We start from the raw sequence: 15,260 nt of genomic DNA, 5'->3' as shown, positions 1-15,260 counted from the left end.
TGGTTTAATGGTTTGTTTATGGATAATTAGGGTGCTTGTTGTATAACTTTAACTTTTGAAGCTGGTGTAGTTCCACCTTGTTGGCTAAAATCTCCTGAGTTGTCACAATCCTCTTCATCAGCAGCATTATAGGCCTGTTCCAAGTGCCCTGTTGGATAAGGATCGCTAGGATTACATAAAGAAGGAAAATCAACTACAGGTCGCCAGCTTTTTACCTGTTCTATTAAATACTTTTGACAAGGAGTTCCATAAATAATATCACAAGCTTGAATAACGGTACCATTTGTCAATTGACAAGGAGGTGGATTGGTAATATCCGTATGGACGGAACATTGTTCTTGGCAAGCAAAGACCAAATTAGCTACTAGTTTATCTACATCTTTTGCAGAAATATGACCAGGACAATCAGAACATCCTCCTATTGTATAACAACGAGTTTCCAGCGCTTTGATAATAGCTTCCTTAAATTCTACTCGTCTTGATTCACAAGCATTTTGGCAACTCCTAGCAAGTGGATTATCTTGAGGTGTAGGAGTTGTTAATGATCCATCTGTGTAATAAGGCTGCACTGCGATTGAACAAGCAGAGGGACTAGCTAAAACAATTGGGGAACTACCATCAAATAAATCGTTAGGATTGTCAAAATTATTAGGGTCAATTGTTAGTTCTTTACTACTAATAATCCGCTTCATAAACTCATGACGTTCTCCACAAGGCCATTGATCATGTCCTGAACTAGACAATACTCTTGGTTCGTCGCAAAATGGCGGATTAGAAGCTTGAACACCATTATATGGATAACTTAATTCACGTTCTACGCTTATATAATGAGTAGGCACGCTAAACGTCCCACTGCCAATTGTTAAATTGGTTCCGTTAGTTGTATTATAATTACTGAATGCTAGTTGAGTTGACGATTGATATCCCACAGGCATTTTATAATATTCATAATACTTAAATGCAAATACTGGATTATACGTTAATGGAAACTCTTTTTCGTCTAAAGGATCTGAATTTCTAGATAAAAAGTATTCTTCTATCTCACTTGTTCTAGTTGCACTGCTGTGTGTTTTAGTTTGGTTAATGGAACTAGGTACAGTATTTAAATAAGAGCCATACATAGGCATATCTAACGTATTGTAATTTATCGTAGGGTAAGTCGAACCATTTAAATGAGGACTAATAGGACTTCCAGCAGGCGCTGTTCCATTGATGTATTGCTCATAATCCTCATGATGGTCTGTTGTTACATACCCAAACGTAATCGAATTGCCATCGTATACAATTCTGGGATCAATTATTCGAGCAATTCTATATCCTGTGCACTCCAAAAATAAAGCAGGGATATTATCAAAAGTCTGATCACTAGCTGTAATATCTGTAATATTAGGATCATTTTGAAAACCTCCAAATGGGTCATCTCCTAAAAATAGCGACAATAACCAAGGTATATTCGTTTCAAAGTCATCTTCCATTGTTCCTCCTCCATTTGGGTCATTGCCTTCTATTGCTTGGAATGGATCGATTGTTTGATGATTGAGCGATAAAATACTAGAAATGGAGGTAACACAAGTTTTCCAACAATCCCATACTTCCTTACAATCATATTGTACCGTATTATCAGTACTATTTGTACTTGGATTGGGGTCAAAAACAGCAGGATCAATACTTCCTGTCGATAAAATTTTGTGATAACCTACTGCTCCTCCTGTAGAGCCATCCTCCCATACTAATTGCCCACAATAATATTGGTCATTCAACAAAGTGCTTTCTGCTAATTTGGAGAAAAAGCAAATTTATAAATAGCCCCTAAACAAAAAAGGCAGCCTGTTGCCAGACTGCCTAAAAAATTATTATCATATGGTCATTCTAACCCATTCGCGATTAAGCCAAGTCAAAACGATCTAAATTCATTACTTTATCCCAAGCAGCTACGAAGTCATTCAAAAACTGCTCTTTTGAATCAGCGCAAGCATAAACTTCAGCCAATGCACGCAATTCTGAATTCGAACCAAAGATAAGATCAACACGAGTACCAACCCATTTTACAGCACCTGTTTTACGATCACGACCTTCAAACACTTCGTCCGCCTCATTCATTGCTTTCCATGTAGTACTTAGGTCTAACAAGTTTACAAAGAAATCATTGGATAATGTTCCTGGTTTGTCTGTAAATACGCCATGATTAGAACCATCATAGTTGATATTAATCGAGCGAAGACCACCCAACAATACAGTCATTTCAGGAGCTGTTAAGGTCATTAATTGAGCACGATCAATCAACATTTCCTCAGCAGAAGCTTTGTGTGTAGGCTTGAAGTAATTGCGGAAACCATCAGCAGCAGGTTTTAACGCTTGGAAAGACTCCACATCTGTTTGCTCTAAAGAAGCATCAGCACGCCCTGGTGTAAATGGTACAGAAATATCCTGACCAGCAGCTTTAGCGGCTTTTTCTATTCCCACGCAACCACCTAAGACGATCAAATCAGCCATAGACACCACCTTGTCACCAGATTGAGCATCGTTAAAATCTTTTTGAATTCCTTCCAATGTTTCTAGCACGTTAGCCAATTGAGTTGGGTTATTAACTTCCCAATCTTTTTGTGGAGCCAGACGAAGACGACCACCATTGGCTCCTCCACGTTTGTCAGAACCACGGAAAGTCGCCGCAGAAGCCCAAGCTGTAGCAACCAATTGAGAAACGGTTAAATCAGTGTTAGCCAATTTCTCTTTTAAAGCAGCAATATCCGCATCATTGATTAATTCATGATTTACTGCTGGAATAGGATCTTGCCAAATCATAACCTCCGAAGGTACTTCTGGTCCAACATACAACGAAGCTGGTCCCATATCACGATGTGTCAACTTAAACCAAGCACGAGCGAAAGCATCCTCAAATTCAGCTGGATTTTCGTGGAAACGTTTTGATATTTTTAGATATTCTGGATCTGTTTTCAAAGCAATATCAGCAGTACTCATCATTAGTGCTTGCTTTTTAGAAGCATCCCCTGCAGTTGGCGCCATTTTAGCATTTGATGCAGCAGTTGGAGTCCATTGATAAGCACCTGCAGGACTTTTTGTCAATTCCCAATCGTAGTTCAACAAAACATCAAAGTAGTCATGATCCCATTTTATTGGGTTCGGCGTCCAAGCTCCTTCTAAACCACTTGTAATTGCATCATTCAACACTCCTGTTCCAAATGAATTTTTCCATCCCATTCCCTGCTCTGCGATTCCTGCACCAGCAGGTTCTGCGCCTACGTACTCATCTGGGTTGGCAGCACCATGCGCTTTTCCGAATGTATGACCTCCAGCAACCAATGCTACTGTTTCTTCGTCATTCATAGCCATACGACCAAATGTCTCTCTAATATCATGTGCAGAACCTACTGGGTCTGGTTGACCTTTAGGTCCCTCGGGATTCACATAAATCAATCCCATATGCGCTGCGCCTAATGGGTTTTCTAGTTTATTATTTTCTGAATAACGCTCTTCATATCCCATCCATTCTGTCTCAGAACCCCAATATACATCCTCTTCTGGTTCCCAAACATCTTCACGTCCTCCAGCAAAACCAAATGTCTTGAAACCCATTGATTCTAAAGCACAGTTTCCTGCCAAAATCATCAAATCTGCCCAAGAAATTTTCTTGCCATATTTTTGCTTGATAGGCCAAAGTAGCAAACGAGCTTTATCCAAGTTACCATTGTCTGGCCAACTATTTAAAGGTGCAAAACGTTGCATTCCCGCTCCAGAACCACCACGACCATCGCCAATACGATACGTACCAGCACTATGCCATGCCATTCTGATAAAAAATGGTCCATAATGTCCATAATCCGCTGGCCACCAGTCTTGAGAGTCTGTCATCAAATCATAAAGATCTTGTTTCAATGCCTTATAATCTAACTTGTTAAATTCCTCTATATAGTCAAACCCTTCATCCATAGGGTTAGAAAGACTGGAATTTTGACGCAGAATATTCAATTTTAATTGATTAGGCCACCAGTCACGGTTTCTAGTCCCGTTACCCGCAGTCTTTTTTATAGTTCCTCCTGAGAATGGGCATTTAGCCGATTCGTTAATGTCAAAACTGTTACTCTTGTTGTCCATAATAATTTTAATAGTTTTAATGTTCTTATGATCAATTCTATATGTTATGATACTCTATTGAAGTTATGAGATCGCCAATATACATTTTATTATTGATTGATGAAAACGATATTTTCAATCGCTATATTGATACTATAGATATTAATTTTATTTTAACTCTTCTTTATTATTTAGTTCTCTTAACAAGATATTAAGTTACTTCGTAAGATCGAAAGCTTAATTAGTAATGTGCTTAAAATCTAAGTTTTTTTAAGAAAATTTGCAGAAACAAAAAGTCCTGCCATACAGACTCATCCCTATTGTTGTAACTATAATTACTCCATTCCCTAACACGCTCTTTAGATATTTTGTTTTTTTGATGTGCCATGTTTTTTGATTTTAATATTTAAATCTAAGTATCTATCAACTGTAGATACGGCTAAAAATTGCTTGATAAAGAACTATTTTTAACACTATAATGATTAACATCTGCAAGATATGGCTTATATTTGATTGATAAAAACGATATTTTCAACCTTTATATTGACAGCATCAATGAATATTCAACAAATAAAGTATGCTATTGCTGTAGCGGAAGTTCAAAGTTTTGGTAAGGCAGCTGAAAAATGTTTTATCACACAATCTACACTGAGTACAATGGTTTCAAAGCTAGAGAGTGAATTGGGCTTGCAATTGTTTGACCGAAAAACCAAGCCCATTACAACAACCAAAGAAGGAGCAGCGATTTTAAAACAACTAAAAATCATTCACAAAGAATTGGATATATTGGATGAGGTTGTTGGAGATTTGAAAGGAGAATCTAGTGGGCAACTAAACATTGGAGTTATTCCAACAGTGGCGCCTTACTTGTTGCCGCTATTCTTAAATAATTTTGTACAGCAACACCCTAACATAAAATTTGTCATTAGCGAAATGACAACCGATCATATTATCAAAGGTTTAGAGAGCAGAAACCTTGATATTGGCATTTTATCAACTCCCCTAAAACACGATACGCTAATTGAAAAGCCATTATACAATGAGCCCTTTTTGTTATTTGACAAAACTAGACGCTCCTCCAAAAAGAATATCAAAGTAAGTGAAATTGATTGCAACCGCCTCTGGTTACTCAACGAAGGGCACTGTCTTCGTACACAAGTAGAAACGATTTGTAACCTTCATACTCAACGCGACGATAATTGGAACTTAGAGTACAAATCAGGAACAATTGATACGTTGATGAAATTTGTACGAAAAAACCAAGCAATTACCTTACTTCCTTATTTGGCAACTTTAGATTTACCAGAAGAAGACCTTGAGTATTTACATCCAATTTCAGCTCCTCAACCTGCCCGCGAAATTAGCCTTGTTGTCCACCAACATTTTGTAAAAAAGAGAATTTTAGACTCCATTCAGACCTCTATTCAAAATGTTACTCATCCTATTTTAGAACAACAACAACGAAAAAAATGGTTAGTAGCTCCTATTTAACACAACATTCTTAAAAAATAGAATAGGTTGTAAGTTTTTTTGTACATTAATACTACAATTCTAGTTTTTCTTATAAAAGAATTGATTGCCAATTTTTTATTTGATATAAGCATCTAAGTAATCTTCCTCAAAAAATACAGCTAAAAAGCAGAAAGATTTAGCTACCCTATTACTACATGACTTCTATGGTTTTTCTAAACCCTTGCTTATAAACACGCGTATTAATAAATCTAAAATATAAAAACATGAAAGTATTTTTACTACACCTCTTATTTTTCACGCTAACAAGTCCACTTTTTGCCCAAACCTTAAATGGAAAAGATTTTACTAAGATAGAATCTGAATATATTCGGATGGTTTCCAATCAAGACGAAAGTGATATTTATATAGACTTTGGAACACGATACAATGCTCCTCGTTTCAACAACCGCCTGGCCGATCCTAGCCTTCGAAATACGATAAAAGACAAAAATGGTCATGAAATTATTTTTGCTTCTGTTGTCGATGCCTTGAACTTCATGGCTAAACAAGGGTATACTTTAATTGAGACTCATAAAATCTTGGATAAGACCAGTACATTGATATACTATATTATGAAAAAAGAAAATTAAACCTTTCAATTGACTGAGAAACGTACTACCAACTAGAATCAAGAACTAACAAATTGCCCCTTACGTTTTTCAATTACTTTTTATTCATCGTTCAGAAGTTCCCTGTTAAATATGGTCAAAAAAATACTGCTTGCTTTTATAGGTAGTTTTACCACTACTCCTTTTCATAAAGGTTATGCCCAAGCACAAAAAAACAATCATGCAAAGGCAATTCATTATTATGAAAAAGCTATTAAAAACTATCCTAACCCTGCTGCTGCTTACAACAATTGTGGCGTTTGTCGAGCAGCATTAGGGCATTACCAAGCAGCAATAGAGGACTATGATAAAGCGATTCAACAAAAGAAACATTATGCTGATGCGTATAGCAATCGAGGCATCGCCAAAATGGCTTTAGGACAAGCACAAAACGCCTTGGAAGACTACCTCAAAGCAATTGAGATAGACCCCAAACACGTTGTTGCTCGTTTTAATATTGGCATTCAAAAAGCCCTCCAACAGCAGCATCAAGCTGCTATTTCAGAATTTGATATTGCCCTCAAAATAAGCCCCAAATATGTCAATGCTTATCGGCATCGAGCATTATCAAAGTTTGCTTTAAAGGATTTTGATGGAGCCTTGTTAGACTACAAAAAAGCAATCCAATACAATAGAAATGATGCCAATATCTTTAACGATAGAGGCTTACTTTACTTAAGCATAAAATCGTATAAGAAAGCACTTAACGATTTTTCAAAAGCTATTCGTTGTCAACCTAAAAATGGCATTGCGTATTATCATAGAGGCATTGTTCAATTGCAGCTTCAAGATCAAAAAAAAGCTACAAAAGATTTCAAAAAAGCCTATCAATATGGTTTTGAAAAAGCAAAAACAGTTTTGGATGAACTTGATTTATCCTAGTCGTTCTTGGTATAGTTGATAATTTTCATCATCATATTTTAACTTTGGGTTAACTGCTAATTACCCTATTGATCTGCTTAAATTATTCCCCACAAAATTCACTCAAAGCCTGCTGTGCTGGTTCATGCCCCATATCTCTAGATTTAGAAAAATCACTACAAGCAGCCTTCGTATTGCCTGCTTTTAGTTTGGCAACCCCTCGATCAAAATAAGCAACCGCATCTCCTGGTTCTTGTTTGATTAAACGATTATAATCTTGAATAGCTCCTTTAAAATCATATAAATCAAACTTTGCGGCAGCACGAGCACGAATAGCTGTGGTAAATTGAGGGTTCAATTCTATCGCTTTGTCATAATCCTCAATAGATTTTTGAGACAATCCATTTTTAAAATTTGCCATACCTCTACTACAATAAGCCTCTGAATGCATCGGATCGAAAGCGATTACTTTAGACATGTCCCTGATAGCCAATTCGTAATTTTCTCCTTCTAACTGCGCCTCTCCTCTATGAAAATAAGCGGTAATATTTTCTCGATCCAATTTAATAACCTCTGTATAATCAGCAATCGCCTGTTCGTAATTTTTTGATTGATAATAGCCCCAAGCTCGATTAATGTACGCTTCCTTAAACGTAGAATTTAGTTCTATTGCTTTGTTATAATCTTCAATGGCATGCGTATAATCCCCCATTTCTGCTTTTACAATCCCCCTTTCATTATAAACAATAGCATTATTTGGTTCTAGTTCAATCGCTTTGGTATAATCTTGAATAGCTCCTTTGTAATTTCTCAGCCACTTTTTTGAAGTCGCTCGATTGATATAAATGGGAGCATATTCAGGATTCAAAGCAATAGCCTTATTAAAATCAAAAGTTGCTTCTTGTTGGCGTTTCATTTTTACTTTAGTAACAGCTCGTTGAGCAAAAGCACGGGCATCCTTCGGATTCATCTCAATAGCCTTGTTGTAATCCAACAAAGCTTTTTCATACTCTTCCATGGCATCATAAACCAATCCTCTCACCACAAAAGCATGTGCATCTCCTTCATAAATTTCTATCGCTTTGTCTAACTCTTTCAAAGCTGCTTCATATTTGCCCAAGGCAGCCAAACTATTTCCGATTCCAACATAAGCATATGAATTCATCTCATTGCTCATAATAGCATTTTTAAAATCCTCAATCGCTCCTTTGTAGTCGCCTAGACTTAATCGGCTCCGACCTTTGCTATAATAAACATTGATAAACCTAGGGTTTAACGCTGCGACTTTCTCAAAATCAGCTAGTGCCTCTGCATACTTGCCCAAACTCATATAAGTCAGCCCCCGACCATAAAAAGCGTAGGTATAACTCTTTTTTAGTTCAATCGCTTTGGTATAATCCTCTATTGCTGCTTCAAATTGCCCCAACTCATATTTTGTAGTGGCTGAAGTGTAAAACTCTTGTTCGGTTTGGGCTTGTATCAATTGGGTAGCTATTATCATCATAATAGCAACTATTAAAGTGCTTTTTTTTCCAGTATTCATGGAACTGTTTTATTTCGTGTTTGGTATTTCTTGCGGGGTATTGGGCAGTGCCAATTTTAGTAATTTGAATAACTATTGAGCTAGTTGCAATTATCAAACCATTTCACTCATAATCAATACATTTTCATTTTTTAAATATCAAAAAAACGATACTAAATTAGGTTCTAATTACAATATCAAAACGATTACAAAGGTACAATATTATTAGCAATAAAAAATCATAAAACTATTGACAACAAAGCACACTGATTTTATTATAATATTTACAAATAAAATATTAACCCCAAAATCATTTTCCTAGAAATAACATGCACTCAATATCTATCCCTAAGTCGCTTCCTTAATAATAATGTTGTTACTATTAATAGCCCCTATCTTTACAAAAAATAATTCCTTCTACCAACAAGATAAGAAGAAGCTTTGGAGCTCCTTAAAATTCATTTCCTAAAAAAAATAGCTCATTTCTTTGACTTTCTGAAAAAAATATTTATATTTGTAGTTCATGGGTTTTAGGGTTTAGTTTTCTGGTCAAGTTGCTTCGGCAACTTGGCCTTTTTATTTTTATTACATCCCCTATTCTACCACCAATACACTCTCTAAAAATACGTTTCAGTAACTTCTTTAAAAGGGTACTTTTTTTGTAAAAAAATTACCCTAAAAAATCAAAGCCAAAGAAAACTTTTGGTACTTTTTTTGAGTTAATATTATATAGAGATCAATGTAGTGTCTTGTTTCTCCAAAAAAAACAAGATACACTATATCTTTTTACAAAAATTTATTTTTTCACCTTCAAAACAGAGTCTTATGCTAATTTTGAGTTTATTCTTTGCGGTTGTTTTAATGCACATCGGTAAGGACATCTCGGAACAAGGTGTAAGCGTTTATCAAAGCCCTAGATTTTGGGTACAAGTCCTTTCGATGATGCTTATCACTGGTATATCCGTCTTGACCTAATCAGAACATAACATAACCAACACTATCCTATTTCTTTCTTTGCCTTAGAATGATACCACTGGCGGAGCACCCAATACAAAACAAAACCTACTGGTCCGTACAAAAAGGTACCAATAAGGCAAGGAATCAATAGAAAATGTGTTATTCCTCTCTTTTGAGCATCAACTACCTCCCACATACCTACAAATAAATCAAATGCAAGGTAGTGAATCCACCCAATCAGCATAACTTCATCTCTTGCAAAAGCTGCTTTAATTCCAGCCAAAGACATAAAATCTACTGGACTTCCACTAGAAGGCGAGCACAAGGTCATCAATAAAAGTATTAAATAAGCAAAACCTAAGAGAACAATTGGCAAGTGCCAGTCAATCATTTTTTGAGTTCCCTTCCATTTTGGGAAACACAGCAATAAAGCCCAAGGGAGCAATACTGCTGTGTTAAAAAGCTTGAATAATAATGCTGTATCCATGATTTATTTTTTCTTAAGACTCAAATCCATGCTTCTAAAAGAATGTGTCAAGGCGCCAACAGAAATAAAATCCACTCCTGTTTCTGCATATGCACGGACAGTTTCTAAAGTAATGCCGCCTGAAGCTTCTACTTCAAATCGCCCATCAATCAAAGCCACTGCTTTGCGCATCGTATCTGTATCAAAATTATCTAACATAATTCGATTAATTTGCCCTACTTCTAGAGCTTCCTGCAATTCTTGCATATCTCGCACTTCCAAAGTAATTTCCAAATCCAAATGCTGTTCTTTTAAATACGCTTGTGTTTGATTGACCGCTTTTGTAATGGTGCCACAAAAATCAATGTGATTATCCTTAATCATAATTCGATCGTACAAACCAGTTCTATAATTGGTTGCGCCACCAATTCGAACAGCCCATTTCTCTAAGAAACGCAACAGAGGAGTCGTCTTGCGTGTATCCAAAATTTGAACATTCAAGCCATCTACAGCATCTACAAACTGTCGAGACATTGTCGCAATACCGCTCATTCGCTGCATAGCATTCAAAACCAAACGTTCTGTTTTTAAAATTGCTTGACTTTTTCCTCGTACCTCAAAAGCAATGTCGCCATATTTGACAGGCGTTCCATCTTCAATAAATATCTCTATCTCAAAATCGGGATCAACATGCTGAAAAATTTTTTTGGCCAAGGCTACACCTGCCAAGATTCCTTCATCTTTAACCAATAATTTTGCTTTTCCAATCGCCCCTTTGGGTACACAAGCCAAAGAAGTATGATCACCATCTTGAATATCTTCGTGTAAAGCATTGGTTATAAAATTGAGCAATTCTTGGTCGTTTATTTTATTCATAATAATTTATATTTTTCATTCAAAAACAAAGGATACTTATTTTACATTTTAAGCAAAGCTAAACATTTTATCTTTTGAACACAAGATTTTGACTGAATGTTCCAATAGGGACAACTATTTTGAACCTTTCTTTGTTCTTATGTAATCATTTATTAATAGTTAGCTGCGCTGCTACTATGTGGTTTCAACGAACTATTGAAATTTATAAGAATTATAATATTAGCTGATAAAACACTCGTTCGAATCACTCTAATAAATGTACTAATACGCTAAGAATGACTACGAATGGAAGTAATGAGCAGTAAGCTGTTCTAATTTTTTTATTAAAACTTAAGTGGATTGAGAAGATTCAGTGCTGAGTTAAGCTTTTAATAAAAAAATTAAGCTTGGTCATTTTTGTGTTACATCATTTAAAAATCACTTCTTTTTAAAAAGATTCTTCACAAAAAATCTTTTCTTTGAGGTTGTGGCAGTAGTAAGTAAATTAATTTAATTATAATATTACTTCATGGGATAATTGCACCTGTTGACACCTGTTATCTATACGGTATTTTTGCTCTTAAAAATAATAGGATACAATCGTCAACTAAACGTTTTTTTTAATATATCGTAAAACCAAAAAACGATCTCAGGCAATAAAATGCATAAATTTAAGTGCCCCACAAAGTAATTATATAACAACAGTTCGTTGAAACCATGTAGCAGCAGTATAGCTAAATCTTATTCGTTTGATAATCAATAAATTCAAATCTCACAATACACTATTAATTATCACAGCAATAGAAATACATCTATTTTTTGTTAACTAAGCTTGCGATCTCATGACCATCAACCAACTACTAAATATAAAATAGCATAAGATGAAAATTGGAATTGTGTGCTACCCTACTTATGGAGGGTCGGGAGTGGTAGCAACTGAACTAGGAAAAGGCTTGGCTTCTAGAGGACATAAAGTGCATTTTATCAGCTATCGACAACCTGCTCGATTAGATGCCTTTCACGAAAATATTTTTTACAAAGAAGTTCGCTTTGCCAATTACCCTTTATTTGATTACCCTCCTTATGAAACAGCGTTAGCTAGCAAATTAGTGGATGTTGTCAAATACGACAAGCTAGATATTTTGCATGTTCATTATGCTATTCCTCATGCTTCGGTTGCTTATATGGCAAAAAAAATTCTCCTAAACGAAGGAATTTATATACCTGTTGTAACCACATTACATGGAACAGATATTACCTTAGTCGGAAAAGACCCAGCCTATGCGCCAACAGTTACTTTTGCAATGAATAAGTCCGATGGGCTGACAGCTGTTTCTGAAAGCTTAAAACAAGATACACTCAACTTCTTTGATGTTGCCAAAGAAATTAAAGTTATTCCCAATTTTATTGATTTTAACCGTTTCAAAAAAACAGACAAAGATCACTTCAAAAAGGCAATCGCCCCCAATGGGGAAAAAATTATCACACATATTTCAAATTTCAGAAAAGTCAAGCGTGTAGACGATGCCATTCGTATCTTTGACATTATTCGCAAAAAAATAGATTCCAAACTTTTGTTAATTGGAGATGGTCCCGAACGCCAAAACTTAGAACAGCTTTGCCGAGAATTAAATCTTTGTGACGACATTCGTTTTCTTGGCAAACAAGATGCCATTGAAGAACTCTTAGCTATTTCTGATTTGTTCCTAATGCCCTCTAGTAGTGAGAGTTTTGGTCTATCTGCTCTAGAAGCAATGGCTTGTGAAGTTCCTGTCATTTCTTCTAATGCTGGAGGCTTAGCAGAGGTTAATATACATGGCAAAACGGGCTATTTAAGCAATATCGGGGATGTAAAAGATATGGCTGCCAATGCACTCAAAATCTTTAGTACAGATGAAATACATCAAGCGTTTAGAAATAATGCTTTAGAACAGGCTAAAACATTTGATATTCACAATATCCTTCCTATCTATGAAGAATACTATCAAGAAGTAATTGATACCGCTGTGTATGCCAAGTAAACAATAACAACACTGTCAAGCAATTAAGTCATCAAGCATCATAGAGTTTTTTAAACACTATCTGTTTGATGACTTAACGTACATAACGCTCCACTTGGCATTTACGGTCTATAATTTTCTATCCTTTATTTCTCGAACACGTTGATTTGGACGAGCATACTCAAAACGAGCCAATTGCTTAGGAAAATGATACGCATCCAATCCACTTATTGCAACCGTTTCCGCTACATTCAAATCGACAAAACCATCTTCTTGCAAACAAATTTTGGGTACGATCATTTCTTGGATTTGACCTAAAATCAAAATGGTTCCATTTAATGTTATTGGAATCTCTTGCTTAAATTCCATCCCTATTTTTATTTGTGCCTCTTTCACATAAGGAGCACAAAAGTCATTTTTAAAAGTTGGAGTTAAGTTTGTTTTGTCAAACTCGGAAACTTCTGCTGGATATTTTGCAGAGGTATGATGTGCCGCTTTTATAATAGATGTGTTAACATGGTTAATCGTATAAAAACCTGTTGATTTTATATTCTCATAAGTACCCCGAAAAACAGTAGTTGGGCGTAATACAAATCCAATCAAAGGTGGCTCAGAGCCAAAATGTGTTACAGAACTAAAAATAGCTAAATTAGGTGTTTGCTCTGTTTTATCTATCGTTCCTATCAAGCTAGCCGACTTGTATCCTGTTATACTATTAACTAAATTGATTCGAAACAAATGCTCCATTTCTAGCAATTCTTCTCGTTGAATTACCCTGTTAATCATATCCTTTTTCTATTTTATAATTTTCGAATGGCTGACATTCCTCCATCCAAAGCAATTATTTGCCCTGTCATCCATGAAGATGTATTTTGCAATAAAAATACGGTTAATTGAGCAGCATCCAATGGTTGACCAATTCTTGCCAAAGGGTGTCGCTCCTCTGCTGCAGCGACTTGTTTATCGTTACGCAATAATCGAGCAGCTAAATCTGTTTCTGTAATGGAGGGCGCTATACCATTTACCCGAATATTGGGTGACCACTCCGCTGCCAAAGAACGAACAAGTCCTTCTATCGCCCCTTTTGCAATACTCACAGATGCATGAAACGCCATTCCCGTTTGAACGGCAACTGTACTATAAAGCACGACAGATCCTTCACTAGATGCCTGCAACCCTTTAGCATAAGCTTGCAAGACTTTTACAGCCCCCAAGACATTAATTTCAAAATCTGCCTGAAAGTCTTTTTCCTTTAAGCTTTTAAATGGTTTTAAATTAATGCTGCCTGGGCAATATACAAGACCATTTATTTTCGCTGAAATGGAAGGCAACACATCATTTAGAACATCACAAGAATAAAAATCAAAGTCTCCTTCTAACTCTGGCATATTTCTAGCAATAATATGGACGTGATGTCCTTCTTTGATTAAAAGTTCAGCAGTTGCTTTGCCAATCCCCCGACTCCCCCCAACGATGATATATTGTTGTTTCATAGTTCTTCATTTTTGTAATCAACTTTCATAATATCAAAACAACAGCCTTCTACTTATTATGTTGAGTTAAGAAGCGTTTTTTTTAAAGAATACGTCACCGATTAGTATGTGCTTTTGATACCAAACAACAGCAGCATAAATTAATGTTTCCAACAACGCTATATTATTTAAGTCTTTTTTTAGAAAGCTTCTAAATATAGTGGCAACATCAGGCAGCATAGTATTTAAACCTAACGTTTCTTAAAAAGAGATTCTCTTTTAAGGAAATCACCTATGCTTAACAAAAAAGCAATATAACAAGGTTTTTTTAATACCAATTACCCAGTTTTGGGGTCAACTAGAAACCTTCTTTTTCTAATTTTATTTTTTTTTTATTAATCATTCGTATATCAACTATTATTAACTTCACGTTTAATTAAAAATTAAGTCACATTTAATTCTATAAAAAAATAATCATGCAATACATCCTCCTACTTATTTGCTTTATTATAAGTCCCTCCCTAATTTTTGGACAAAATTCTGATACAGAAAAACGTATGCAAGAATTAGGTTTTGTCAAAGTGGACTTAGACGAATTAGCCAAACAGCAAACTGCTGATAAAAAAGCCTGTTCATCTTGTCCAATGAAACAAGTCAACACGACCACCTCCTCTCCTAAGATCAATCATGCCCATGAAATTGATAAGTTAAAAAATCAACTTCCTCATTTGGAGCAAGCGATTAAAGATGCTAAAGCTTCTACGAATGTAGATCCTAGTATGCTTCAGAAGTACCAAACAGCTTTAAAAAATACAAAAGATAGAATCCAAATTCTAGAAAAAGAATTGGCTCAATTAAAATCCTCCTATAGATAGTTCTCATTATTATCATTAAAAAATTTTGATTCAACTATCT

At 35.5% G+C, this 15,260-nt stretch carries 12 protein-coding genes; 5 read left to right on the top strand and 7 right to left on the bottom strand.

The features are described 5' to 3' along the window. Nucleotides 1-26 precede the first annotated feature (26 nt). The gene (locus QP953_RS08650) at nucleotides 27-1,760 is read right to left on the bottom strand and encodes a hypothetical protein (RefSeq protein ID WP_309554651.1); all 1,734 of its coding nucleotides are present in this window, start codon (nucleotides 1,758-1,760) and stop codon (nucleotides 27-29) included. Between the two features lie 124 nt (nucleotides 1,761-1,884). Further along, a complete protein-coding gene (gene katG / locus QP953_RS08645) occupies nucleotides 1,885-4,113 on the bottom strand; it encodes a catalase/peroxidase HPI (RefSeq protein ID WP_309554650.1) in 2,229 nt (742 codons plus the stop codon). 534 nt (nucleotides 4,114-4,647) lie between these two features. On the opposite strand from katG, the gene QP953_RS08640 reads away from it, so the two are divergent. The 3 genes from QP953_RS08640 to QP953_RS08630 all read left to right on the top strand — a co-directional run bounded on the left by QP953_RS08640 (nucleotide 4,648) and on the right by QP953_RS08630 (nucleotide 7,094). Then, entirely contained in the window at nucleotides 4,648-5,583 is a 936-nt protein-coding gene (locus QP953_RS08640) for a hydrogen peroxide-inducible genes activator (RefSeq protein WP_052595055.1), read from the top strand. A 245-nt stretch (nucleotides 5,584-5,828) separates the two neighbouring features. Next, nucleotides 5,829-6,194 (top strand): hypothetical protein, encoded by a 366-nt coding sequence (locus QP953_RS08635; protein WP_052595057.1) that lies wholly within the window; start codon nucleotides 5,829-5,831, stop codon nucleotides 6,192-6,194. Nucleotides 6,195-6,305: 111 nt separating this feature from the next. Further along, nucleotides 6,306-7,094 (top strand): tetratricopeptide repeat protein, encoded by a 789-nt coding sequence (locus tag QP953_RS08630; protein WP_309554649.1) that lies wholly within the window; start codon nucleotides 6,306-6,308, stop codon nucleotides 7,092-7,094. An 82-nt stretch (nucleotides 7,095-7,176) separates the two neighbouring features. On the opposite strand, the gene QP953_RS08625 is transcribed toward QP953_RS08630, so the two are convergent. The 3 genes from QP953_RS08625 to nadC form a co-directional block, all read right to left on the bottom strand. Further along, nucleotides 7,177-8,577, bottom strand: coding sequence for a tetratricopeptide repeat protein (locus tag QP953_RS08625; protein WP_309554648.1), 1,401 nt, complete (start codon nucleotides 8,575-8,577; stop codon nucleotides 7,177-7,179). Between the two features lie 1,015 nt (nucleotides 8,578-9,592). After that, nucleotides 9,593-10,039 (bottom strand): ABA4-like family protein, encoded by a 447-nt coding sequence (locus QP953_RS08620; RefSeq protein ID WP_052595064.1) that lies wholly within the window; start codon nucleotides 10,037-10,039, stop codon nucleotides 9,593-9,595. A 3-nt stretch (nucleotides 10,040-10,042) separates the two neighbouring features. Beyond that, nucleotides 10,043-10,894 carry a carboxylating nicotinate-nucleotide diphosphorylase gene (gene nadC / locus QP953_RS08615; RefSeq protein WP_052595067.1) on the bottom strand — a complete coding sequence of 284 codons (852 nt, stop codon included), beginning with the start codon at nucleotides 10,892-10,894 and terminating at the stop codon, nucleotides 10,043-10,045. Between the two features lie 860 nt (nucleotides 10,895-11,754). On the opposite strand from nadC, the gene bshA reads away from it, so the two are divergent. Beyond that, on the top strand, nucleotides 11,755-12,894 hold the full coding sequence (bshA, locus tag QP953_RS08610; protein WP_052595068.1) for an N-acetyl-alpha-D-glucosaminyl L-malate synthase BshA: 1,140 nt from the start codon (nucleotides 11,755-11,757) through the stop codon (nucleotides 12,892-12,894). 108 nt (nucleotides 12,895-13,002) lie between these two features. Here the strand turns inward: bshA and QP953_RS08605 are convergent, their stop codons facing one another. Both QP953_RS08605 and QP953_RS08600 read right to left on the bottom strand, forming a co-directional pair. Beyond that, complete coding sequence (locus tag QP953_RS08605) at nucleotides 13,003-13,659, bottom strand: flavin reductase family protein (protein WP_052595070.1); 657 nt, start codon at nucleotides 13,657-13,659, stop codon at nucleotides 13,003-13,005. A gap of 14 nt (nucleotides 13,660-13,673) precedes the next feature. Further along, entirely contained in the window at nucleotides 13,674-14,366 is a 693-nt protein-coding gene (locus tag QP953_RS08600; protein ID WP_309554647.1) for an SDR family oxidoreductase, read from the bottom strand. Nucleotides 14,367-14,821: 455 nt separating this feature from the next. Here QP953_RS08600 and QP953_RS08595 point away from each other — a divergent pair, with 455 nt between their 5' ends. Next, a complete protein-coding gene (locus QP953_RS08595) occupies nucleotides 14,822-15,220 on the top strand; it encodes a hypothetical protein (protein ID WP_309554646.1) in 399 nt (132 codons plus the stop codon). Nucleotides 15,221-15,260: the final 40 nt, after the last annotated feature.

It is taken from the genome of Aureispira sp. CCB-E (genome assembly GCF_031326345.1).
Classification (GTDB): Bacteria; Bacteroidota; Bacteroidia; order Chitinophagales; family Saprospiraceae; genus Aureispira.
Note: the sequence above shows the minus strand (reverse complement) of the source record. Positions and strands in the feature narration are given on the sequence as shown.

What these genes read in the sequence shown, in the direction of transcription:
- katG (WP_309554650.1), bottom strand. Translation starts at nt 4,113, where the DNA reads ATGGACAACAAGAGTAACAGTTTTGACATTAACGAATCGGCTAAATGC.
- QP953_RS08640 (WP_052595055.1), top strand. Translation starts at nt 4,648, where the DNA reads ATGAATATTCAACAAATAAAGTATGCTATTGCTGTAGCGGAAGTTCAA.
- QP953_RS08635 (WP_052595057.1), top strand. Translation starts at nt 5,829, where the DNA reads ATGAAAGTATTTTTACTACACCTCTTATTTTTCACGCTAACAAGTCCA.
- QP953_RS08630 (WP_309554649.1), top strand. Translation starts at nt 6,306, where the DNA reads ATGGTCAAAAAAATACTGCTTGCTTTTATAGGTAGTTTTACCACTACT.
- QP953_RS08625 (WP_309554648.1), bottom strand. Translation starts at nt 8,577, where the DNA reads ATGATGATAATAGCTACCCAATTGATACAAGCCCAAACCGAACAAGAG.
- QP953_RS08620 (WP_052595064.1), bottom strand. Translation starts at nt 10,039, where the DNA reads ATGGATACAGCATTATTATTCAAGCTTTTTAACACAGCAGTATTGCTC.
- nadC (WP_052595067.1), bottom strand. Translation starts at nt 10,894, where the DNA reads ATGAATAAAATAAACGACCAAGAATTGCTCAATTTTATAACCAATGCT.
- bshA (WP_052595068.1), top strand. Translation starts at nt 11,755, where the DNA reads ATGAAAATTGGAATTGTGTGCTACCCTACTTATGGAGGGTCGGGAGTG.
- QP953_RS08605 (WP_052595070.1), bottom strand. Translation starts at nt 13,659, where the DNA reads ATGATTAACAGGGTAATTCAACGAGAAGAATTGCTAGAAATGGAGCAT.
- QP953_RS08600 (WP_309554647.1), bottom strand. Translation starts at nt 14,366, where the DNA reads ATGAAACAACAATATATCATCGTTGGGGGGAGTCGGGGGATTGGCAAA.
- QP953_RS08595 (WP_309554646.1), top strand. Translation starts at nt 14,822, where the DNA reads ATGCAATACATCCTCCTACTTATTTGCTTTATTATAAGTCCCTCCCTA.